General features: G+C 39.1%; 21 protein-coding genes. 13 read left to right on the top strand and 8 right to left on the bottom strand.

All coding sequences use genetic code 11. The annotated features are described in order from the left end of the window. Positions 1 to 13: 13 nt before the first annotated feature. Together J1E28_RS04110 and J1E28_RS04105 are read left to right on the top strand one after the other, a co-directional pair. A complete protein-coding gene (locus J1E28_RS04110) occupies positions 14 to 793 on the top strand; it encodes an MlaD family protein (protein WP_291027040.1) in 780 nt (259 codons plus the stop codon). Further along, complete coding sequence (locus tag J1E28_RS04105) at positions 793 to 1,380, top strand: hypothetical protein (RefSeq protein WP_291027038.1); 588 nt, start codon at positions 793 to 795, stop codon at positions 1,378 to 1,380. Before J1E28_RS04110 ends, J1E28_RS04105 begins: the two co-directional genes overlap by 1 nt. A gap of 121 nt (positions 1,381 to 1,501) precedes the next feature. Here J1E28_RS04105 and J1E28_RS04100 read toward each other — a convergent pair whose 3' ends face one another. Next, positions 1,502 to 1,714 (bottom strand): hypothetical protein, encoded by a 213-nt coding sequence (locus J1E28_RS04100; RefSeq protein ID WP_291027036.1) that lies wholly within the window; start codon positions 1,712 to 1,714, stop codon positions 1,502 to 1,504. Positions 1,715 to 1,783: 69 nt separating this feature from the next. Here J1E28_RS04100 and J1E28_RS04095 point away from each other — a divergent pair, with 69 nt between their 5' ends. Then, entirely contained in the window at positions 1,784 to 2,782 is a 999-nt protein-coding gene (locus J1E28_RS04095) for a transaldolase (protein WP_291027034.1), read from the top strand. 60 nt (positions 2,783 to 2,842) lie between these two features. Here J1E28_RS04095 and folK read toward each other — a convergent pair whose 3' ends face one another. Beyond that, positions 2,843 to 3,385, bottom strand: a complete 543-nt coding sequence (gene folK / locus J1E28_RS04090) for a 2-amino-4-hydroxy-6-hydroxymethyldihydropteridine diphosphokinase (RefSeq protein ID WP_291027032.1) — start codon at positions 3,383 to 3,385, stop codon at positions 2,843 to 2,845. 103 nt (positions 3,386 to 3,488) lie between these two features. Here folK and J1E28_RS04085 point away from each other — a divergent pair, with 103 nt between their 5' ends. Then, positions 3,489 to 4,214, top strand: a complete 726-nt coding sequence (locus J1E28_RS04085) for a protein-disulfide isomerase (protein ID WP_291027030.1) — start codon at positions 3,489 to 3,491, stop codon at positions 4,212 to 4,214. Between the two features lie 64 nt (positions 4,215 to 4,278). On the opposite strand, the gene J1E28_RS04080 is transcribed toward J1E28_RS04085, so the two are convergent. The 6 genes from J1E28_RS04080 to rsmA form a co-directional block, all read right to left on the bottom strand. Further along, positions 4,279 to 4,437 (bottom strand): hypothetical protein, encoded by a 159-nt coding sequence (locus tag J1E28_RS04080; protein WP_291027028.1) that lies wholly within the window; start codon positions 4,435 to 4,437, stop codon positions 4,279 to 4,281. Between the two features lie 107 nt (positions 4,438 to 4,544). Further along, a complete protein-coding gene (locus tag J1E28_RS04075) occupies positions 4,545 to 6,686 on the bottom strand; it encodes a TonB-dependent receptor (protein WP_291027026.1) in 2,142 nt (713 codons plus the stop codon). Between the two features lie 320 nt (positions 6,687 to 7,006). After that, positions 7,007 to 7,246, bottom strand: coding sequence for a DUF2443 family protein (locus J1E28_RS04070; protein WP_291027024.1), 240 nt, complete (start codon positions 7,244 to 7,246; stop codon positions 7,007 to 7,009). 20 nt (positions 7,247 to 7,266) lie between these two features. Further along, positions 7,267 to 8,238 carry a KpsF/GutQ family sugar-phosphate isomerase gene (locus J1E28_RS04065; RefSeq protein WP_291027022.1) on the bottom strand — a complete coding sequence of 324 codons (972 nt, stop codon included), beginning with the start codon at positions 8,236 to 8,238 and terminating at the stop codon, positions 7,267 to 7,269. A gap of 23 nt (positions 8,239 to 8,261) precedes the next feature. After that, positions 8,262 to 10,328, bottom strand: a complete 2,067-nt coding sequence (locus tag J1E28_RS04060) for a ribonuclease J (RefSeq protein ID WP_291027020.1) — start codon at positions 10,326 to 10,328, stop codon at positions 8,262 to 8,264. Next, a complete protein-coding gene (gene rsmA / locus J1E28_RS04055; RefSeq protein ID WP_291027018.1) occupies positions 10,318 to 11,130 on the bottom strand; it encodes a 16S rRNA (adenine(1518)-N(6)/adenine(1519)-N(6))-dimethyltransferase RsmA in 813 nt (270 codons plus the stop codon). Before rsmA ends, J1E28_RS04060 begins: the two co-directional genes overlap by 11 nt. A 208-nt stretch (positions 11,131 to 11,338) precedes the next feature. Here rsmA and hisF point away from each other — a divergent pair, with 208 nt between their 5' ends. The 9 genes from hisF to mreC form a co-directional block, all read left to right on the top strand. Next, positions 11,339 to 12,097: an imidazole glycerol phosphate synthase subunit HisF gene (gene hisF, locus J1E28_RS04050; protein WP_291027016.1), complete on the top strand. Its 759-nt coding sequence runs from the start codon at positions 11,339 to 11,341 to the stop codon at positions 12,095 to 12,097. Between the two features lie 74 nt (positions 12,098 to 12,171). Further along, positions 12,172 to 12,786: a purine-nucleoside phosphorylase gene (locus J1E28_RS04045; protein WP_291027014.1), complete on the top strand. Its 615-nt coding sequence runs from the start codon at positions 12,172 to 12,174 to the stop codon at positions 12,784 to 12,786. 153 nt (positions 12,787 to 12,939) lie between these two features. Next, positions 12,940 to 14,073: a 23S rRNA (adenine(2503)-C(2))-methyltransferase RlmN gene (gene rlmN / locus J1E28_RS04040; protein WP_291027052.1), complete on the top strand. Its 1,134-nt coding sequence runs from the start codon at positions 12,940 to 12,942 to the stop codon at positions 14,071 to 14,073. 654 nt (positions 14,074 to 14,727) lie between these two features. Beyond that, positions 14,728 to 15,978, top strand: a complete 1,251-nt coding sequence (locus J1E28_RS04035) for an epoxyqueuosine reductase QueH (RefSeq protein WP_291027012.1) — start codon at positions 14,728 to 14,730, stop codon at positions 15,976 to 15,978. A 41-nt stretch (positions 15,979 to 16,019) separates the two neighbouring features. Continuing rightward, the gene (gene fabZ, locus J1E28_RS04030; RefSeq protein ID WP_291027010.1) at positions 16,020 to 16,508 is read left to right on the top strand and encodes a 3-hydroxyacyl-ACP dehydratase FabZ; all 489 of its coding nucleotides are present in this window, start codon (positions 16,020 to 16,022) and stop codon (positions 16,506 to 16,508) included. Between the two features lie 15 nt (positions 16,509 to 16,523). Beyond that, on the top strand, positions 16,524 to 17,306 hold the full coding sequence (gene lpxA / locus J1E28_RS04025; protein WP_291027007.1) for an acyl-ACP--UDP-N-acetylglucosamine O-acyltransferase: 783 nt from the start codon (positions 16,524 to 16,526) through the stop codon (positions 17,304 to 17,306). Continuing rightward, positions 17,299 to 18,558, top strand: coding sequence for an ATP-dependent protease ATP-binding subunit ClpX (gene clpX / locus J1E28_RS04020; protein ID WP_291027004.1), 1,260 nt, complete (start codon positions 17,299 to 17,301; stop codon positions 18,556 to 18,558). Before lpxA ends, clpX begins: the two co-directional genes overlap by 8 nt. A gap of 88 nt (positions 18,559 to 18,646) precedes the next feature. Next, on the top strand, positions 18,647 to 19,681 hold the full coding sequence (locus tag J1E28_RS04015) for a rod shape-determining protein (RefSeq protein ID WP_291027001.1): 1,035 nt from the start codon (positions 18,647 to 18,649) through the stop codon (positions 19,679 to 19,681). A gap of 12 nt (positions 19,682 to 19,693) precedes the next feature. Beyond that, positions 19,694 to 20,487, top strand: a 794-nt coding sequence (gene mreC / locus J1E28_RS04010) for a rod shape-determining protein MreC (RefSeq protein WP_291026998.1), incomplete at its 3' end; no start/stop codon positions are given.

Below are 20,487 nucleotides of genomic sequence, written 5' to 3'. Positions count from 1 at the left end.
TGAAGGAGCAAATATGGAGCGCAATGTCCGTTATGTGTGGATTGGGGCGATATTTTTTGTTGTTTTAATTTTTATGGTGGCTTTTATATTATGGCTTAATCGCTTTGAAATGGATTCTGCAAAATATGCACAATATTATGCGTATAGTTCAAATGAAATTGAGGGGATTGGCACGAATACGCCTATTCGCTATAAAGGCATTAGTATCGGGCACGTGCGTGATGTGAAATTTAAGGATATAAAAGAGGGCACAATTGAAATTACTATGCTTATTGAATCTATTTTGCCTATACGCAAAAACGCAAAAGTAATTATTAGCTCACAAGGACTAGCAGGGGCAAATTATCTTTCACTCATTCATAATGATGATGGGGAAATACTAGAGGCAAATGATGAGGGCAAAAAGGTGATTATGCTTGAGAGGGGCGGGTTTGATAAAATTATTGCAAAAGCAAGTGAGCTAGGCGATAGTGTCGATATGCTTCTAAGAAATGTTAATGCGCTTTTTGATGTTCAAAGCTTAAGCGAAATCCATTTTATTTTAAGAGAGATTCACGAGACAACAACGCATATGAAAAGCATAAGTGAGCAGCTTGATAGGCAGATGAAAAATGGAGAATATAATGTGCGCGAGATTCTCACTCCTACACTTTTCCAGTTACAAGGGAGTTTGCAAGATATGAGTGGATTTTTTACTAGAGCTTCGGCATTTTTAGATAAAGTCGATAAGAATCCCTATGATAGCCTTTTTGGTCAAGAATCAAAAGATTCCAAAAACGCAAAGGATAAATAATGAAGCGGATTATAGTGTGTGTATGTGCGTGGATTTTAGCGGGCTGTGTTGATGTAAAAATTGCTTCTTCTGTGGATAAGGTATCATATTTAAGTTTGCAGCCTTTTGCACAAAGTCAAAGCCCTTGTAAGCAAAACAAAAAAGTTGCTTTGCTCGATATACGCTCTAACGCTCCTTATGAGAACACAAATATTTATGTGTTTGATGCGAAATATTCACAAATGCACACGCTTAGCTCAAAAAAATGGATAGCCCCACCTCAAGATTTGCTTAAAACAGCTCTGCTTCTTAAAGCACAAAGCCAATGCCTAGAGTTTTCTCTCCCTCCTCTTGGCACACAAAGCTTTGATATGATGTTCAAGCTCTCCTTGCTTTCTTTTCATATTGTAGAGGAAAATTGCGCATATAAGGCGCAAGTTAGTGTATTTTATGAGCTTATCTCTCTTAAAAATCATAAGAGCAAAAGCGCAAGTATAGTATCTAGCATTGCCTTAGAATCTTTAAATGAGGCTCAAATCGCCTCAAGTTTTACAAAAGCAAGCGATGAGATATTAACGCGACTTTTAAAGGCTGTGCAAAGTTTTTAGGGGATAAAGTAAGCAAAATTTGCAACTTTTCAAATATTATAGAATCTTTCAAGAAATTTGCTTTTTGCAGCATTGAAAAAAGGCTTAAGTAGCTAAAAAAGTTAAAAAACAAAAATAGATTCTATTGAATGATGTTGCCATTTTCATCTTGTATGACCCAACCATTTTCTTGGGGCAAGATAGGATAAGTTTGCGCGGTTTGTAAGTCAAAAACATAACAAGCCGAACTCTCTAGCTCCGCCCTTTGCACAGGGATAACCTTTAGCCTATCACGCACTTCTTGTATGTCCTCACACATCGCGCTAAAACCACACATCATTAACTTATATCGCATAAGATTCTCCTTGATTTTTGTTTATAATATTGCCATTTGATTTTTCACAAAAAGATTAAGGGAGGCAAAATGTTTAGTCTGTGGTGTGATTTTATCCAAAGAGATTTTTTAGAAAATGAGTTTAGAATGCTTATAGATTCTGGGCTTATTCAAGGCGCCACAAGCAATCCAAGTATTTTTGCTCAAAGCTTAAAAACCCCTGCTTATGCAGCAGCAATCGCATCTTTAAAGGGTAAAAATGCAAAGGATATTTATGAGCATCTTGCGATTGCGGATATTAAAAGAGCCGCGGAGATTTTAAAGCCTTTATGGGAAAAGAATAATGCTAATGGCTTTATAAGCCTTGAAATCGATCCATTTTTGTGTGATGATGCACCAAAAAGTATAGATGAGGGCGTGAGGCTGCATAAGAGCATCGCGATGCCAAATGTGATGATAAAAGTGCCAGCAACTCCTGTGGGCTATGAGGTAATGAGCGCGCTTGTGCAAAGGGACATAAGTGTGAATGCGACTTTGATTTTCACTCCACATCAAGCAAAAGAATGTGCTTTGGCTATGCAAGAGGGGATAAAAAAGGCAGGGGCAAAAGAGGAGACAAAAGAGATTCAAAATACCGCGCCACACAGCAAGATTCAGGGCGTGATAAGCGTATTTGTTTCGCGTTTTGATAGAGCGGTGGATTCTGCTTTAGGCTCTCATTTGCGAGGACAAATGGGGATTATTAATGCAATGGATTGCTATGAGGTGATTGAGGGCTTTAAACACAGCTCTATCCGCACTTTGTTTGCTTCCACAGGGGTTAAGGGCGAAGATTTGCCCAAAAGCTATTATATTGATAGCCTCATTTTGCCTCATAGTGTAAATACCGCGCCACTTGAGAGTATTAGAGCTTATGAACAAAGCACAAATAAAGCGCAAAAAACACTTCTTAGCCCAAAATCTCGCCATAGTTTTTGGGAGAGTTTAAGCGATGCAGGGATACATCGGGAGGATATTTCACAAAAGCTTTTAAATGAGGGGATTGTAGCATTTCAACAAAGCTTTGAGGATATGCTTAGAGCGCTGTGAATCTTGCAAATAGGCAATAAGGATATACTTTATTGCTAGGAGATTCTAGGCTTTATGTATCTACACCCAAAGATTCTCAATAAAACTTAGAGGTAGCATTACGCTAGGGCGATTAAAATAGCCCCGATGTGGAATCTGCAAATGTGGAAGTTTGAGAGTAAGCGCATTAAAATACATTAAATCCACATCAAGCGTGCGTGGGGCGTTTTTAAAAGCCCTTTTGCGCCCTCGCCCAAAATATCTCTCTGTATAAAACATCAGGCGATAAAGCTCAAGCAGCCCCATATTGCTTCCACATATCATAATGGCATTATAAAAATCCCCTTGAGCCTTAAATCCAAAGGGAGGATTGCGCCAAATAGGCGAAGTGGCAAGAATCTCCACGCGTTTATTGGCATAAAAGCGCATAAAAAAATGCTCCAAAATCTCCACGCTACTTTGTGCGCCTTTTGGCATATTTGAGCCGAGTGAGAGGATAAATTCATTGCGCCAAGCCTTTGTAGGCAATGCACGATAGGGATAATGCTTAGAACTCATCATATACGCGCTTTTTTTCTCCATTAATCCTCTATGCAACTGATGCTTTTGCGCAAAAAATGCCAAATGGCGCTCCCTTATGTATTTATCAATTTATTATACAATCCCTCACATAATAAAGCCAAGCTGTGTGCGCTCAAAGCGTCTTAGGCTATTTAAAGGAATAAAGATGAAAAAAATGTTTTTTTGCTTTTTGATGACAAGTGTGTTTTGTTTTGGGGCGAGTTTTGAGGATACACTTAAAAGCACGATTAAAGCCCATACAAAACAAAATATAAAAATTATTAAAACACAAGATCTCAAATCTAGCCCTGATGTAAAATTTGTGATTATTGCTGTGGGCGATATGCAAGTGCCTATTTTTGCAAGCAAAGACGGCAAGGTGATTATCGGGGTTTCAAATGTATTTTTTGCTCAAAATAGCGAAGATATGGGCACGCTCGGCTCGGCTCTTAAACAAATTGAAAATGATTCTAAGCCTGATAAAGCCACGCTTGAGCGATTTTTTAAGCAGATTCCAAAAGATGAATATATTGTGCTAAACTCCCCCAAAAATGTGAAAAAAATTACCTATATCGTTTCAGATCCAAACTGCCCTAGCTGCCAAAGAGAACTTCAAAATATCGAAAAACACCTTGAAACCTCTAATGTCTATATGCTTATCGTTGGCTTCATCGGGCAAGATTCTCCAACCAAAGCAAGTATGTTGCGCGAGAGATTGCTTGATGTGAAAGATAATAAGCAAATCATCAGTGTGCTAAGGGAAGTCTATACGCCTCAATCCAAAATCCCTGCAAAATATCAAAATATTGATATTAAAGATACGATGAAGATTAACCAAAAAGTGATGAATGTAGGCATTAATAGCGTGCCTTTTATTTATGAGAGCAAGTAGGCTTTAGGGCTTTTAGCCGCTCTAGCGGGTGAGAATCTCGCATTTTTTAAATGCCAAAATCTCATTATTGTAAGAGAATCTGCTTAGATTCTAAAATCTCACTATTTTTTATAAGGGGGAGGGGCTTGAATTTACAAGTATGGATTGGTGCTTTGCACAAATGCGAAGTCGGCTCGATGATATACATCTCACTCCCCCTTATATATCGCTCGGTGATATACACCTCGCCCCCTACAACGCCTTTAAGGTTTGCCTCTCACGCGATTTTATTTATATAGCAATAAAGATATACTTTATTGCTAGGAGATTCTAGGCTTTGATTCTAGAATCTTAGAGATTTGCCTTAAAACTTATCCAATAATTTCTATCAGGCAAGATGCGCTGATAGCCATTTTGTGTTCCTATGTAATCAATAAAATAGACATTAAAGATATTATTGATAGCAAATGTGAGCGCATAATGCTTGGCAAATTTATAAGTAGCGGCAATATCCACAAGCTGATAATCTTTGTAGTATTGTCCTACGATTGAGCGCACATTGGTTCTTGCATTGCTACCTGCAAAGGGAGTAGGCGTTTTGTATTTGCCACTCCAGCGGATATAGGCATTGAAGTTGTTATAAGTATAACTTGGCTTAATAGTAAAGTTATGTTTAGGGATAGAGTTGATGGGCTCACCCTTTGAAGTCCCGCTTCTTGCTTCTGTATAGGTAAAGCCATAGCTTGATTCAAGTGAAAGCCCATAAAAAGATTTTGTTTGTAGGCTTGCCTCTGCCCCTGCTACAAAGCTTTTGCCGACATTACGATAGTAGGTGCATAGATTGCTTGTGCAAGTTTGTCCAATTTCAGGCATAGGTGTGTTTTGTTGGAGATTGCTTATCGTTTCAATTTGGTTACGAAAGTCTGTGTAATAGCCCGTGAGGATAAGCATTCCGGGTTCTGCATCGATAATCGTGCTCAATTCATAGTTCCAGCTGAGTTCAGGCTCAAGATTTGGATTCCCATAAGTATCGGTAACTTGGCCATTTGATGTCGATGATGATGTTACACCCTCGACAGTTTGACTAAGGGTAGGGATAAGCATACCATTGGCTACCCCTGCTTTAAAGGTAAGCCAATCGGTGGGGTTAAAATTCACATAAAACCGGGGATTGAGATTTGCCACGCCATTGCTAAATTTGTCGGTATAGTTATAGCGCGCGCCCAGTGTGGTAGAGAACATATCATTAAAGAGATATTCCCCTTCAGCAAAGAGAGCGGCTTGATTTTGGTGCATATCTCTGTAGGATACATTTGCTCCTTTGAGTTGCTCATAGACATACTCCGCACCGCCATTAAAGATGAGCGCCCCACCGCCAATATTAAAGTTATTATTATACACACTCTTAATATCCCCAACATTGTTTTCTGTTTTTCTCTCCCAATCCACATAATCCCCCTTTGTCGAGCCAATAGGAGGATTGCCACCATTATTCATCGCCCAAGGTGCCATTACGCTATAAGAGTATTGAGCAAAGGTGGAGAGATTCCCCCAATCATATTTTCCATCGTGGCTTAAGGTGGTGTTGTTTTTATACATTTCTCTTAGGGCTGTAATGCTATTACCGCTAGTGTTGAGCGAGCCAAAGCGTCCCCAATAGAGTTCAGAATCTAAATAGATATAATCCCTTGCTGTAGGGGTGTAATTAAGCCTAAAGCCTGCATTGCCATTTTGGCTTCCTGTGCTTGAGTGCGCAGAATAGGGGTTTTGACTAGCGTTTTGGCTAGGACCAAGAGGATTGAGAAAAGCATTTTGTTCATTGAAGCGATATGAGCCGCGCAAGTTAAGCGAAAGCAAGTCTTTAACAAGCGGGGTGGTTACATAAGCGTTTGCTCCATAGGCATTTCCCCATTCACTATTTGGTGCAAAAAGTTTCGTTTCAAGCTGCATACCTGCACTTGTTTTATTGGCGTGTTTTTTAGTAATGATATTTATCACTCCTCCCATTGCATCAGAGCCATAAATCACAGAAGCAGGACCGCGCAAAACTTCAATGCGCTCAATCATTTCAGGTGGGGGCATAAAACCTGTGCTATTTCCAAAGCCATTTGCAGTAAAGCCCCTCGTGATATTTTGTCTTTTGCCATCAATGAGGATAAGCGTATAAGCCGAGCTTAGCCCACGCATAGAAATAGTATTTTGCCCTGTCTTATCCTGCTCTACATACACGCCGGGCACATCTTGCACAGCATCGCCTATGTCTCGAATGGGGCGTGTGAGAATCTCTTCTTGCGGGATAATGCTAATAGACGCGGGAGCGTCTTTGATGTCTTGCTCATAGCCTGTGGCAGTTACGACAGATTGTCGGAGATTGACTGTTGTTACATCGCCCCCTCCCCTGCTAGTATTTGATTCTTCTGTGTTTGGCTCATCAGCCATAGCACCCATAGCCACTATGCTTGTAAGCAGAGCAATGCTTAATGTTGCTTTCATTAAAAACTCCTTTTGGAATTGTTCATTTTTTACAAAAATAAGAATGATTTGTAAAAATGTGAATGGATATTACTCTTTTGTATATTAATTTAAAATAAAAATGATATTGTTTATCAATACTTTTAGAATCAAGTGTGAAATGGGGATTCTAAGAATCTAGGCGGAAAAGTGGTTTTTGAGATTCTAAAAGTTAAGATTTTCGGGAAGGGCTTAAAAACGCAACTTATTAGATTTTAGAATCTAAGCAGATTCTCTTACAATAATGAGATTTTGGCATTTAAAAAGTGCGAGATTCTCACCCATAGGGGCAACTAAGCCTCTTAAAACACAAGCAATTCGCGTTTGAGTTTATTAAGCGCATCAATTTGGGCTTTGAGCTTTTCTATTTCTACATCAATTTGTGAGAGCAAATCAAAGCTCAAATGCTCGGGCATATCTTGTGAGCCGCGTTTAATCATAATATAATCAATGAGTGAGATTTTAGCGATATTGAGCAAGATGATAATATCATCGCGAATATCCTCGATATTTTTAAAAATTTCATCTATTTTTTCAAACATATCTTTCTCCTTTAGCTTAGTTATTTGAGCCCAGCAGCAATTAAAGTATGCAAGTGTATAACACCTTGTATATGATTTTGCTTATCTGTGATAATAAGGAGTCCAATCTTATTGGCTTCCATAATTTTAAGCGCATCAAAGGCAAGAATCTCCGCATTATCGCAAGTTTTTGGTGAGCGTGTGGCATAGGCACTTACTGGAGTATCTAGGTTAAAATTACTATTCATCATCGCCCGCCGTAAGTCGCCATCACTTAGAATCCCCCAAAGCGTGTTATCTTGGACAATAACAGCATTGCCTAATCGTTTCTCGCTCATTATGATAATGGCTTGGCGCAGAGGCATATCAGGCGCGATAAGAGGGAGATTTTCTGTTTGCATTAAGTCTTTAAGTTTCACAAAAAGTTGTTTGCCAAGTGCGCCACCGGGGTGGAATGAGGCAAAATCGGTTGCCTTAAAATCACGTTTTTTCATTAAGCATACAGCCAAAGCATCTCCAAGTGCGAGCGTGAGTGTGGTTGAGCTTGTGGGAGCAATATTAAGGGGGCAAGCTTCTTTGTGCACACTAATGTCTAAAAAATAATCGCCCATAAGTGATAGGGGAGAGTTTTTATCGCGACTCATTGTGATGATAGGATTCCCTAAGCGTTTAATATGTGGGAGAATATTGAGGAGCTCCTCACTCTTGCCACTATAACTAATAGCAAGAATCACATCATCTTTTTGCACCACTCCCAAATCGCCGTGCATTGCTTCTGTGGGGTGCATAAAAATACTGGGTGTGCCTGTGCTAGAGAGAGTGGCGGAGATTTTTGCGCCAATAAGCCCACTTTTCCCTACACCACATACAATGAGCTTCCCTTGAGAATCCACAATAACTTCTACAATCCTTTGTAATTCTGCTCCATTGAGCTTTTCTATCGCTTCAAGTAAGGCTCTTGATTCTATTTCAAGGACTTCTTTAGCAATATGTACATAATCGAGTTTTGCCATTTGCCTCCCTCATTTTATGATATTTATAGCACATAAATCATCGGCACGATGGTTGGATATTTTTTGACTTTCTTAAAAATATGTCGCTTGAAAGTGGTATGCACTTCATTTTCAAGATTTTTGGCATTAAATCCCTCTGCCTTGAAATTTTTGACAACAAATTCAAGTGTTTCATTCATCTCTTTTTCAAAGCCCTTGTCTTCTTTGTCTGCTACAAGCCCATAGCTTGAAATTTTTGTTTCTAAAATCTTGCGTTCTTTGCTAATACGCGCAGAAATAACCACAATGCCATCTTGGGCAAGAGCTTGTCTATCAAGCACGACATCATTTTCAATTTGGCGATTGATTTGATTATCAATGAAAGTTTTGCCATTTTTGACACTCCGCACTTTTTTCATATAGTTTGGATTGACTTCGATTTGATCGCCATCTTCCATAAGGTAGATATTTTTTTCTAGCACCCCGCAAGCAATAGCGGTTTGTTTATGTTTGGCAATGTGATTGTATTCGCCGTGAACGGGCAAGAAAAACTTTGGTTTAATCAGGCGCAACATCAGTTTTTGCTCCTCTTGTGCGGCGTGTCCGCTAACGTGAATCTCGCTAAAGTCTTGATAAGCGACTTTTGCTCCGGCTTTAAGGAGGAAATTAAGCACCGCAGAGACGGAGCCTTCATTGCCCGGAATGGCTTTAGCAGAAATAATCACCATATCGCTGGGTTTAATTTTGATGTGGCGATGTTCGTCTGTTGCCATACGATAGAGCGCACTCATTGTTTCGCCTTGAGAGCCTGTGGTAACAATCAGCACCTCTTCATCGGGGTATTTTGCGACTTCGTGAGCTTCTATGAAAATATTTTGTGGCAAGTCAATATAGCCAAGTTCTCGTGCAATCTCAAGATTCTTTTCCATAGAGCGCCCAATCACTGCAACTTTACGATTAAATTTCATTCCATAGCTAATGGCTTGATACACGCGGTGAATATTTGAGGAGAAAGTACTCATTATCACGCGTCCCTGCGCTTGTTTAAAAAGAGCTTCAAAGGTTGGTCCAACACTAGCTTCACTTGGGGTTGTGCCACTACGATGTGAATTTGTTGAATCGCTCAATAAGAGCATTACACCCTCTTCTCCATAATGTGCAAGGCGATGTAAATCTGTGGGGAGATTATCAATAGGGGTATGGTCAATTTTAAAATCACCTGTGTGGATAATCACTCCTGCATCGGTGCGTATAGCAAGAGCAGAGGCATCAATTACAGAATGTGTGATATTAATCCACTCTACCTCAAATGCACCAATTTTAATAGGCTTGCGTTTTTGCACAATCTTAAAGAATGAGCGGAATTTTTTTAAGCCGTGTTCATCAAATTTGCTCCCTATCATACCAAGAGGCAGAGGTGTGCCATAAATAGGAAACTGCAAAAGCTTAAAAAGATAAGGCACTGCCCCGATGTGGTCTTCGTGTGCGTGGGTAATAATCACTCCCGCAATTTTATCCTTAATCGCAAAGAGATAGCTAAAATCAGGCACGAGAATATCTACGCCGTGCATTCCTTCAATTGGAAAACTCATTCCCACATCAATGACAATCGCAGAATCTGGTGTTTCAATCACCGTAATATTGCCGCCTATCTCGCCTAGCCCACCAAGAGGCGTAATGCGCACGCTTGCTTTTGTGTTGAGGTTGAGCTTAGTATGAGGATTAAGGCTTTGTCTTTGGATTCTTGTATTTGCTTCCACGCCTTTTTTTAAATCTTTATGCAATCCAAGATTGCCACTTTCATTGACATTACGCACTTCTGTAACACCATCTATGCCACTATTGTTTTCTTCTGCTTGCTTTTTGTTTTGAGCCATAGGATTTTTGCCATGCCACTTGCGTTTTTCAAATGATTTTTGCCCCTGCTCTGCATTTTGGTTTTTATTTGGAGAATGCGATTTTGGCTTGTGGTGATGCTCTTTGTGCTTATTGTCTCTTGGGGTGGATTGTGAGAGAGAAGCGATACTATCAGCTTGCTCTTCTGGAGTTTTTCTCTCAAATCCTTCATTTAAAGATGAATTGTTATGGTTTTGTTCATTTTTATCTTCCATTGTTGTGTCCTTTTTTAAGAATTTGCAAAATGTGGTGAAAACTTTTTGTCTCTACTTCGTGAGGACGTGCAAGAAGTGGCACACGCGCAGATTCTAAAGCCTCTTGTAATGCCTGTTTATTAAAATAAGCACTAAGATTTTTTAAAAGGCTCTTGCGCGGCGCACAAAAAGCACACTTCAAAAAAGATTCTAAATCATATAAAGAGAAGCCTTCAAATGGCTTGGTATAATGTTTATGAATCACAAAAACAGATGAGGTTACCTTTGGCATAGGAGAAAAAGCGCTGCTGGGCACATCAAAAAGTATTTGTGCTTCGCCAAAGCTTTGGGCTAAAACGCTCAAAGCGCAAAAATCACTCTTCCCACTCATCGCACAAAATTTTTGCGCGACTTCCTTTTGCGTCATTACAAGCAAGGCGCGACAAAAATTATCACGCAAAAGTCGCAATATAATATGTGTCGCAATATAATAAGGAAGATTAGAGACAACCTTGTATTCGCATTCATAGAGCCATTGTTGCTCTTGTGAGAGATTTAAAATATCCTCATAGATAATCTTCAATCGCCCACTTTGGATATGGCTAGAAAACTTTTTATCAAGTAAAGAACATAAGTCTAAATCGACTTCATAGGCTATCAAGGGTTCTATTTTTAATAGCTCTTGTGTCAAATCACCCAAGCCAACCCCAATTTCTACACACTGAATAGGGAGTGTGGGAATGGATTGGGTGATTTGCTGGAGATAGTGGGAATCTTGCAAGAAATTCTGCCCAAGATGCTTTTTTGCTCGATATGTTTCCACTACACTACCTTATTTTGGCGCGTATTATAACCTAAAGTATGCAAATATTTTGTTTTTGTAAGGAGTATTTGGCTATGATTAATAATTCAAATCTACATATTTACACAATGTTTTGTATATATTTTAAACATTTTTATGCAATCAATAATGTTTATACTCAATAAAAAGCAAGAATCTTTAGGCAAAGAGTGAGAGTAAAGGAGGAGCGATGAGCCTTGCAAAGAGAATTATTCCCTGCCTTGATGTGCGTAATGGGCGCGTGGTAAAGGGTGTTAATTTTGTTGGCTTACAAGATGCGGGGAATCCTGTGGAGATTGCTAAAGCATATAATGATGAGGGCGCAGATGAAATTGTGCTTCTTGATATTACAGCAAGTTATGAGCAACGTGGCACAATGATAGATATTGTTAAAAGTATCGCCAAGGTTGTGTTTATCCCCTTTAGCGTTGGTGGAGGTATAAGCTCCATAGCAGATATGTCTGCCTTGCTTAATGCCGGGTGTGATAAAGTAAGCCTTAATAGTGCAGCAATTAAAAATCCTCACCTTATTGATGAGGGGGCAAAACGCTTTGGCTCGCAATGTATTATTGTGGCTGTTGATGCAAAAATGGTAGCACCCCATTCGTGGCGCGTTTATATTAATGGCGGGCGTGTGGATACAGGTAAAGATATGGTTGAGTGGGTAAAGGAAGCTTGTGATAGAGGAGCGGGGGAGATACTGCTTACAAGTATGGACGCTGATGGCACAAAAAATGGTTATGATAAGATGATGATAGAATCTTTGGCTTCATTTGTGCGCGTGCCAATTATTGCTTCTGGTGGAGCAGGGAGTATGGAGGATTTTGCTGATGTGTTTAAATATGGAGCTGATGCGGCATTAGCAGCAAGTGTATTTCATTATAAAGAGATTAAAATTCAGGCTTTAAAAACATATTTGCAGGAAAAGGGCATTTCGGTAAGAATTTAAGTTATCTTGCGTGAATGATGATAAAAGAGATTTAAGCAATGTAGTAACAAAGGAATACATAAAATGGAGCAGCAATGATTGTATGTGCGGGGAATGGCGAATATTTTAGTTTTGCAAAATCCATAGGCGTAGGGCTGTGCGAAAGTGCAATAGGGCTTACTCAAATCTGCCTAAGAGAATATGTGGATTCTATTGTTTTTGTAGGAAGCGCCGGAGCTTATAGCAAAGATATACTTATAGGCGATATATATCTTTCTAATAGCGCGACACAAATAGAGCTTGCATTTTTGGAGGACAAAGCCTATACTCCGCTTGATAATCATATTCAAAGTGAGGTATTGCAAAATGTTTCATATGAAACATTCCAAACGCTCAATCTCAATACATATAAAAAAGCTATTGTGAATAGCTCTAATTATATTACAACCGATGAAGATATGGCTTCGCGTTTTGTAAATGCTGGAATCTGCTTGGAGAATATGGAGTTTTTTGCTGTGATGCGAGTGGCGCAACATTTTCAGATTCCTTGTATGGGTGTGTTTTGTGTGAGTAATCACTGCCATAAAAACGCACATAATGAATTTTTATCTCATCATCAGCATATCAAAAAAACACTCAATGCGCAATCTTCGTGGATTCAAACACTTTCTTATGCGCTTGCGCAAAAAGAAAATACAAAGCCTATGTAAAGAGAAATATATATGAAAGATGTAGAGCAAGAGACATATACACAAAAGTGTGTGAATCAAACAAAAAATACAAGCACAAAAACATATAGCAATGATGCAAGGATAGATAAAAATGAGCATAACACAAACATTGTGCCTAACGCATATAAGGCTTTGCCAAGTCTATATGGCTATACGCTTGATGAGCTTTCTTCTTTGCTTTCTCCCGCCTTTCGTGCTAAGCAAATTTATCATTGGCTTTATCATCGCTATGAAAACAATATTGATTCTATGGATAATATTTCAAAAACAATGCAGGATTTTTTACGCTCACATTTTGTTGTTTCTCATATTGAGCCAATATGTATAGAGCAAAGCCAAGATGGAAGCAAAAAATATCTTTTTCGCACTGCCGATGGACATAGTTTTGAATCTGTGCTACTTCAAATGCGCCCAAAGCATATAAAAAATGGCGTAGAAAAAAGTGAAAAATGGACAATGTGCCTTTCAAGTCAAATTGGCTGTAAGGTGGGCTGTGCTTTTTGTTTTACTGCAAAAAGTGGCTTTGTGCGTAATCTCAATGCAAGCGAGATAGTTGAGCAAGTTGTGGTGATGAAAAGGGATAATCATATTGCCCCTCATAAAAAAGTTAATATTGTTTTTATGGGTATGGGTGAGCCACTTGATAATTTGGAAAATGTAGCAAAGGCGATTAAGATTTTGAGTGAGCTTCAGGGGCTTAGTATTTCGACAAAGCGACAAACTATTTCCACAAGTGGCATTGCACCTAAGATTAAGGCATTGGGGGAGCTGAATCTCGGCGTGCAGCTTGCTATTTCTCTCCACGCTGTGAGTGATGAGCTACGCTCACAGCTGATGCCTATTAATAAAGCTTATAATATTGCCGAGGTGCTCAAAGAGGTGCGAGCTTTTCCTGTGGATACGCGGAAGAGAGTGATGTTTGAATATTTAATGATTAAAGGTGTGAATGATGATATAAAGAGTGCGAAAAAGTTACTTGCTTTACTTAATGGGATTAAGGCAAAGGTAAATTTGATACTTTTTAACCCCCACGAGGGAAGTGCATTTGAGCGTCCGCAGATGAGTGAAGTAAAGGCATTTGCTGATTTTTTGATAGAAAGAGGATTGCTTTGCACCATACGAGAATCTAAGGGGCTTGATATTAGTGCGGCGTGTGGGCAATTACGCGAGAAAATAGCGCAAGAAAATGGAGAAATCGTGCCTAAGCCAAAATCCACACGCACATCTTTTCATAAAATATCCGCACATAGTGAAGATATAGAGTAAATATTTGTATATCGCCTTTCATATTTTAAGGCAGATTCAACAATACGAACATAATGTTTCATATGAAACATTTGTTATAAACGCAAATCGAGATATAGTATTTTAAGGAACAAAACCTAGATTCTAAAAAACTTCAAAGATAAATCCACCCTAGAATCTAAGAATCTTCTTGCAATAAGGGCGAGGTATATATTGTCAAGCGGATATATAAGGGGGAAGGCAAGTAGTATATCTAGTGAGGTGTATATCACCGAACGTGTATATCATCAAACGCGACTTCATATTTTGTGTAAAGCACCAATTCATACTTGCACATTCAAGCCCCTCCCCTTTATAAAAAGAAAATAAAGAGGCTTAGAAAAATAAAAGAGGATTCTAAGTTTTTAAAAAAGAATCTCAAAAGAAGCCAAGAATCTTTGTATTAAAAAATCTTACATTTACTTACTAAGCTAAAACCTCTCTAGTCCCACTAAAAAATATAAAGAAAATTTATACATTTATAGGAATCTTAATGTAAAAGTGTAATATAAGATTCTTGTAATACACAATAAGGAGAGGCATATACAATGGATTTAGACATTCTGCTTGTTGTTTTTTTGGCAGCAGTTGTAGTTATAGGTGTCGTATCATTTTGGTATTTTGCAAACAATAAAGATGAGTAAGCCTATACCTCAAAATATGCTTGTGCATATTTGTTGCTCGGTGGATAGCCATTATTTTTTAAGTCAGCTACAAAAGCTTTATCCTCAAAGTAATCTCATAGGATATTTTTATAATCCAAATATTCACCCCAAAGAAGAATATGATTTGCGTTTGCTTGATGTGAGGCGAAGTTGTAAAATGCTTGGGGTTGATTTGATTGAGGGAGAATATGAGATTCAAAAATGGTTTGCTGATGTTAGGGGGCTAGAAAATGAGCCAGAAAAAGGTGAGCGATGTGTAAAATGCTTTGATATGCGATTAGAAAAGACTGCACAAATTGCACATCAAATGTCTCTTGATGCCTTTACCTCTACACTCCTTGCTAGTCCGCTCAAAGAGCAAAAGATTCTTTACGCAGAGGGAGACGAAATTGCTCTTCATTATGGACTCTTTTTTGTCAAAATTGATGTGAGAAGTAATGGAGGCACACAGGCACAAAGTGAGCTTGCAAACAAAGATAGATTGTATAAACAAAATTATTGTGGCTGTCAATTTGCTCTTAATAAACAAAGAGAGAAGCAAAAGCAACTTCCCCTTGAGCTAATGAGTAATATTGGCAGACAAATAGTTCCCGGTAGCAATGAGGAGCGTCAGCTTATATTTGCAATGCGCGATCAATGTGAGCAAGAGGGGAAAGAATATATCCTCCATAAGCGCTCCAAAGTAATTTGGCGTAATTTAAGAAGTGTATGTATGAGTGAAGGCAAGGTGATTGCTTCTTATATCATTACCCATTCACGCAGTAAAAATATGATAAAAACTTCAAGTATTCTTTATGTAAAACATAATCTAAAGCTATTTCCTAGAGCTTGGGAAGAAATTTTAACATCAAAAGAAAAACTAAAGCAGGGAATAAAAACACAAGAGAGAGTGGAACAAAAAGGACAAGAAAAAAGCCTCAAAAACAATATGGATTCAAATAAAACCTTAAGCATTCAGCTAGGCTATGCAAAGCACGATGATAGTGTTTTTATTAGTATTGAGGATATAAACAGCCTACTTGGCACACATTACTCTAATGTGCAAGAAATGCTTTATCATCCTCCTTGTTATGAAGATGAGATGATGCTGCGCGTTATGCTTTGTGGGGCAGATAGTGTGAATCCTATCATCGTTTTAGACGAGCGCATTACACATTCTCTTAAAATTTTTATCGATGCGCATTTTCAAGAAAGTAATGTCTTTACGCTCACCACATATTAAGATTTTTTGGTAAAATGCCACATTTGCTATAAGGAGTGAGTATGCAAGATTGTATTATGGGCATAGATACGATTCGTCAAATTTTACCTCATCGTTACCCGATGTTGTTTGTGGATAGGGTAGTGGAATTAAGACGCAATACAAATGATAGCAAACCAGATGGCTACATTAAAGCTTACAAAAATGTAACAATTAATGAAGAAGTATTTTTGGGGCATTTTCCTCACAAACCTATTTATCCAGGCGTAATGCAGATTGAGGGTATGGCTCAAGCGGGTGGATTGCTTGCATTTGTAAGTATGTTTGGAGATGATATTTCACAAGCAGCAAACAAAATTGTATATTTTATGACGATTGATAATGTGAAATTCCGCATTCCTGTTGTGCCCGGCGATAGGCTTGTATATGAGCTTAATGTTCTTAAACATAAAGGGACTATATGGCAGCTTGGGGCGCAAGCCTTTGTAGATGATAAGCTTGTCTCCGAAGCTGAACTTAAGGCAATGATTGCCGATGCAAAAGATTCTTAGAAATCGGGGGCTACAATGATAGGAAAAACGAGCATTATCAAAGAAGGTGCGCAGATAGGCAATAACGTGCGTATTGGCGAATTTTGCATTATTGATGAAAATGTGCGTATTGGCGATGATTGCATTATAGGCAATTATGTGCATATTGCTGGACATACGACTTTGGGCAGAGGGAATAAGGTTTTTAATAACGCTGCTGTGGGTGTGCCGCCCCAAGATCTCAAATTTGCAGGAGAGGATACCGAGCTTATTATAGGTGATGAGAATCTTATACGAGAATTCACTACGCTTAATCCCGGCACCGCAGGAGGCAGGAGAAAGACAACCATAGGCGATAGAAATTTATTTATGGCGTATGTGCATATCGCACACGATTGCATTGTAGGGAATGATTGTATTTTGGCAAATAACGCCACACTTGCGGGACACGTAGAGCTTGGTGATTATGTCAATATTGGAGGCTTGACGCCCATACATCAATTTGTAAAAATTGGTAGTGGCTGTATGATAGGTGGAGGCTCTACAGTAACGCAAGATATACCCCCATATTGCCTTGCAGAGGGGAATCGTGCTATTATTAGGGGGTTGAATAAACATCGTATGCGTAAGCTTTTTTCGCGTGAAGAAATTAATGAAATAAGTCGTGCGTATAAGATTCTTTTCTCTCGCACAGCACCTATTAGAGAGCTTGCCCAAGCTCAACTTGAATCTCACCCTAGCGATATAATCCGCTATATTTGTGAGTTTATTCTCTCTTGCACACGAGGAATCCCTTTTAGAGGAGCGCATAATGAGTGATATTGAAAAAGTATGTAGCTTTTGTAGAGCAAAAGAAAACGCTTATAATCTCCTTATAGCAGGTGATTCACCCGGTGTGTATATTTGTAGAAATTGCGTTACTTATATTCATAAAACACTTACGAAATATATGGCAGAAAAAGAAAAAGAAGAGGAAATGCTTCATATCAAAGCCCCCTCACCCAAAGAGCTTAAGGCTAAACTTGATGAATATGTGATAGGACAAGATGAGGCAAAACGCGTTTTTTCTGTGGCAGTGTATAATCATTATAAGCGCATTATTAAGGGTGAAGAGCAGATAAGCCAAAACTTGCGCGATGTGGAGCTGTCTAAATCAAATATTTTACTCATTGGTCCCACAGGGAGCGGTAAAACGCTTATGGCACAGACTTTAGCGCGATTTTTAGATATCCCTATTGCTATTTCTGATGCAACAAGCCTCACAGAAGCTGGCTATGTGGGCGAAGATGTAGAAAATATCCTCACTCGTTTGCTTCAAGCAGCAAATGATGATGTGAAAAAGGCGGAGAAGGGCATTGTTTTTATTGATGAGATTGACAAAATCTCTCGGCTTTCTGAAAATCGCTCAATTACGCGCGATGTCTCTGGCGAAGGCGTGCAACAAGCCTTGCTAAAAATCATTGAGGGCAGTGTGGTAAATATCCCTCCTAAGGGTGGTAGAAAGCACCCCAATCAAGAGTTTATGCAAATTGATACAAGCAATATACTTTTTGTCTGCGGGGGAGCTTTTGATGGATTAAGTGATATTATTAAAAGACGTTTAGGGGGGAATGTGCTTGGATTTCACGGGGAGAAAAAAGGTAAAAGCGAAGAAAATGCGCTCCTTGCGCTTGTAGAACCTGATGATTTAATCGCCTATGGACTAATTCCAGAGCTTATTGGGCGATTGCATATGATTACAACCCTTGAGCCTATTAGCAAAGAAGCAATGGTTGCAATTCTTACACAGCCTAAAAATGCGCTTATTAAGCAATACCAAAAGATTTTTGAGATTGATGGGGCGCATTTGCATTTTGAAAAAGAGGCGGTTGAGGCTATTGCGGAGCTTGCAATCGCTCGAAAAACGGGTGCAAGGGGACTAAGGTCGATTATGGAAGAGGCAATGATTGACTTGATGTATGAGTTACCAGAGCTTGAGGGCTATGATATTAGCATTACAAAAGAGTGTATTATGCAAAAGGCAAGCCCACTTCTTGTCAAAAAAGGAAAAAATACACAAAAAAGAGCTTAATTTAACATAAAAAATAAAGGTTTAGCAAAGGATTAGAATGTATAATTTACAAATTGTTTTGTCATTTTGGATTTTTTAAGGAGCTTTTATGCTGATGGATAAAATCATTGGGGCTTTTTCCAAAGATATTGCTATCGATTTGGGGACAGCAAATACTTTGGTTTTGGTAAAGGGTGAGGGCATAATCATCAATGAACCTTCCGTAGTGGCAGTGCAGGCTGATAGGTTTAGCACAGGTAAGATTTTGGCGGTGGGGAAAGAAGCAAAGGAGATGTTAGGTAAAACCCCTGATGGTATTCAAGCAATCCGCCCACTTAAAGATGGTGTTATTGCAGATTTTGATATGACAGAAAAGATGATTCGTTATTTTATTGAGAAAGCTCATCAGCGCAAATCCCTCGTTCGCCCACGCATTATGGTATGTGTGCCTTATGGTTTGACAGGTGTGGAGAAAAAGGCAGTTAAAGAATCCGCTATGAGTGCGGGTGCGCGTGAGGTATTCCTTATTGAAGAGCCTATGGCGGCAGCTATTGGAGCAGGCTTGCAGATTCAAGAATCTAAAGGTAATTTAGTCGTTGATATTGGTGGAGGCACAACAGAAATTGGTGTTATTTCTTTAGGTGGTTTGGTGATTAGCAAATCCATTAAAGTCGCAGGAGATAAGCTTGATATGGCGGTGGTGGATTATGTGAGAAAGAAATTTAATCTTCTTATTGGTGAGCGCACAGGCGAGGAAATTAAGATTAGCATAGGCTCGGCTTCCCCTATGGAAAAACCCCTTGTTATGCAGGTGCGTGGGCGCGACCAAGTGAGTGGGCTTTTAAATACTATTGAGCTTACAAGCGAAGATGTGCGTGAGGCAATGAAAGATCAATTGCGTGAAATTAGCAATGCCCTCAAATCCGTGCTTGAATCTATGCCACCAGATTTAGCAGGGGATATTGTAGAAAATGGTATTGTGCTTACCGGTGGCGGTGCGTTGATACGAGGGCTTGATAAGTATCTTTCTGATATTGTGCGTTTGCCTGTATATGTGGGCGAAGAGCCACTACTTTGTGTAGCAAAAGGCACGGGCAAGGCAATGGAAGATGTGGATTTGATTCACCAACTTGCTTTTGATTAATTTGAGTGAGATATGCGATATAAAATCCTTGTTTTTGGGATTATTTTTCTTGTATGTATCTTGGCTATAATGGAGTTAGATAAGGGTGTTCAAGCAAAGATTCTAGGCGTGAGTGATTATGTGAAGGTATTTTTATTTGATTCAATAGAAGATATAGAGAATGCCTATGATAGACATTTTAATCAAGCAGAGCAGATAGAAAAGCTTAAGGCAAAGGTGGTAGATTATGATAAGCTACTCCTTGAAAATAAAGCTCTAAAAAATGATGTTGTTAGGCTAGGCAATCTCATTGGCAAAGGTGGCATTACACGAGCGAGTAGCGATATTCATCAGGCGCGGATTATCTCATTTGCATCTTTAGGAAAACGCGATAAAGTGTGGCTTGATACAGATTTAAGTCAATATCATCAAGAGAGTGGGCTAGAGGGCAGAATCTTTGGGGTTGTCAAAGATAATGCGGCACTTGGTATAGCAGTTGTGCAAGATGGGCGACTCGAGGGCTTTCTCAATGGCAATGAAAACTGCAACTATGATGTATATATTGGTGAAAATAGAGCTATGGGTATAGTATCAGGTTCGCATAATGGATATTTACTTGTGGATTTTGTCCCTGATTCAAGGAAAGTAAAAAAAGGTGATAAGGTTTTCACAAGCGGACTTGATGGTATATTTTTTGAGAATATTCCAGTGGGTGTGGTTGAGAATGTGCAGGAGAATTATGGATATGCGAGCATTGATGTGAAGCCCTATGTGAGTATAAAAGAGCTATCGTATGTATGGGTAATCGATAGGGAAGTTACCCCCCC

The organism is Helicobacter sp., assembly GCF_022511165.1.
Taxonomy (GTDB): Bacteria; Campylobacterota; Campylobacteria; order Campylobacterales; family Helicobacteraceae; genus Helicobacter_C.
This window is presented reverse-complemented; position numbering and strand designations above follow the sequence as displayed.

Bases quoted from the DNA above. Each gene is read 5' to 3' on its own strand.
- J1E28_RS04110 (WP_291027040.1), top strand. From the start codon at position 14: ATGGAGCGCAATGTCCGTTATGTGTGGATTGGGGCGATATTTTTTGTT.
- J1E28_RS04105 (WP_291027038.1), top strand. From the start codon at position 793: ATGAAGCGGATTATAGTGTGTGTATGTGCGTGGATTTTAGCGGGCTGT.
- J1E28_RS04100 (WP_291027036.1), bottom strand. From the start codon at position 1,714: ATGCGATATAAGTTAATGATGTGTGGTTTTAGCGCGATGTGTGAGGAC.
- J1E28_RS04095 (WP_291027034.1), top strand. From the start codon at position 1,784: ATGTTTAGTCTGTGGTGTGATTTTATCCAAAGAGATTTTTTAGAAAAT.
- J1E28_RS04085 (WP_291027030.1), top strand. From the start codon at position 3,489: ATGAAAAAAATGTTTTTTTGCTTTTTGATGACAAGTGTGTTTTGTTTT.
- J1E28_RS04075 (WP_291027026.1), bottom strand. From the start codon at position 6,686: ATGAAAGCAACATTAAGCATTGCTCTGCTTACAAGCATAGTGGCTATG.
- J1E28_RS04070 (WP_291027024.1), bottom strand. From the start codon at position 7,246: ATGTTTGAAAAAATAGATGAAATTTTTAAAAATATCGAGGATATTCGC.
- J1E28_RS04065 (WP_291027022.1), bottom strand. From the start codon at position 8,238: ATGGCAAAACTCGATTATGTACATATTGCTAAAGAAGTCCTTGAAATA.
- J1E28_RS04060 (WP_291027020.1), bottom strand. From the start codon at position 10,328: ATGGAAGATAAAAATGAACAAAACCATAACAATTCATCTTTAAATGAA.
- hisF (WP_291027016.1), top strand. From the start codon at position 11,339: ATGAGCCTTGCAAAGAGAATTATTCCCTGCCTTGATGTGCGTAATGGG.
- J1E28_RS04045 (WP_291027014.1), top strand. From the start codon at position 12,172: ATGATTGTATGTGCGGGGAATGGCGAATATTTTAGTTTTGCAAAATCC.
- J1E28_RS04035 (WP_291027012.1), top strand. From the start codon at position 14,728: ATGAGTAAGCCTATACCTCAAAATATGCTTGTGCATATTTGTTGCTCG.
- fabZ (WP_291027010.1), top strand. From the start codon at position 16,020: ATGCAAGATTGTATTATGGGCATAGATACGATTCGTCAAATTTTACCT.
- lpxA (WP_291027007.1), top strand. From the start codon at position 16,524: ATGATAGGAAAAACGAGCATTATCAAAGAAGGTGCGCAGATAGGCAAT.
- clpX (WP_291027004.1), top strand. From the start codon at position 17,299: ATGAGTGATATTGAAAAAGTATGTAGCTTTTGTAGAGCAAAAGAAAAC.
- J1E28_RS04015 (WP_291027001.1), top strand. From the start codon at position 18,647: ATGCTGATGGATAAAATCATTGGGGCTTTTTCCAAAGATATTGCTATC.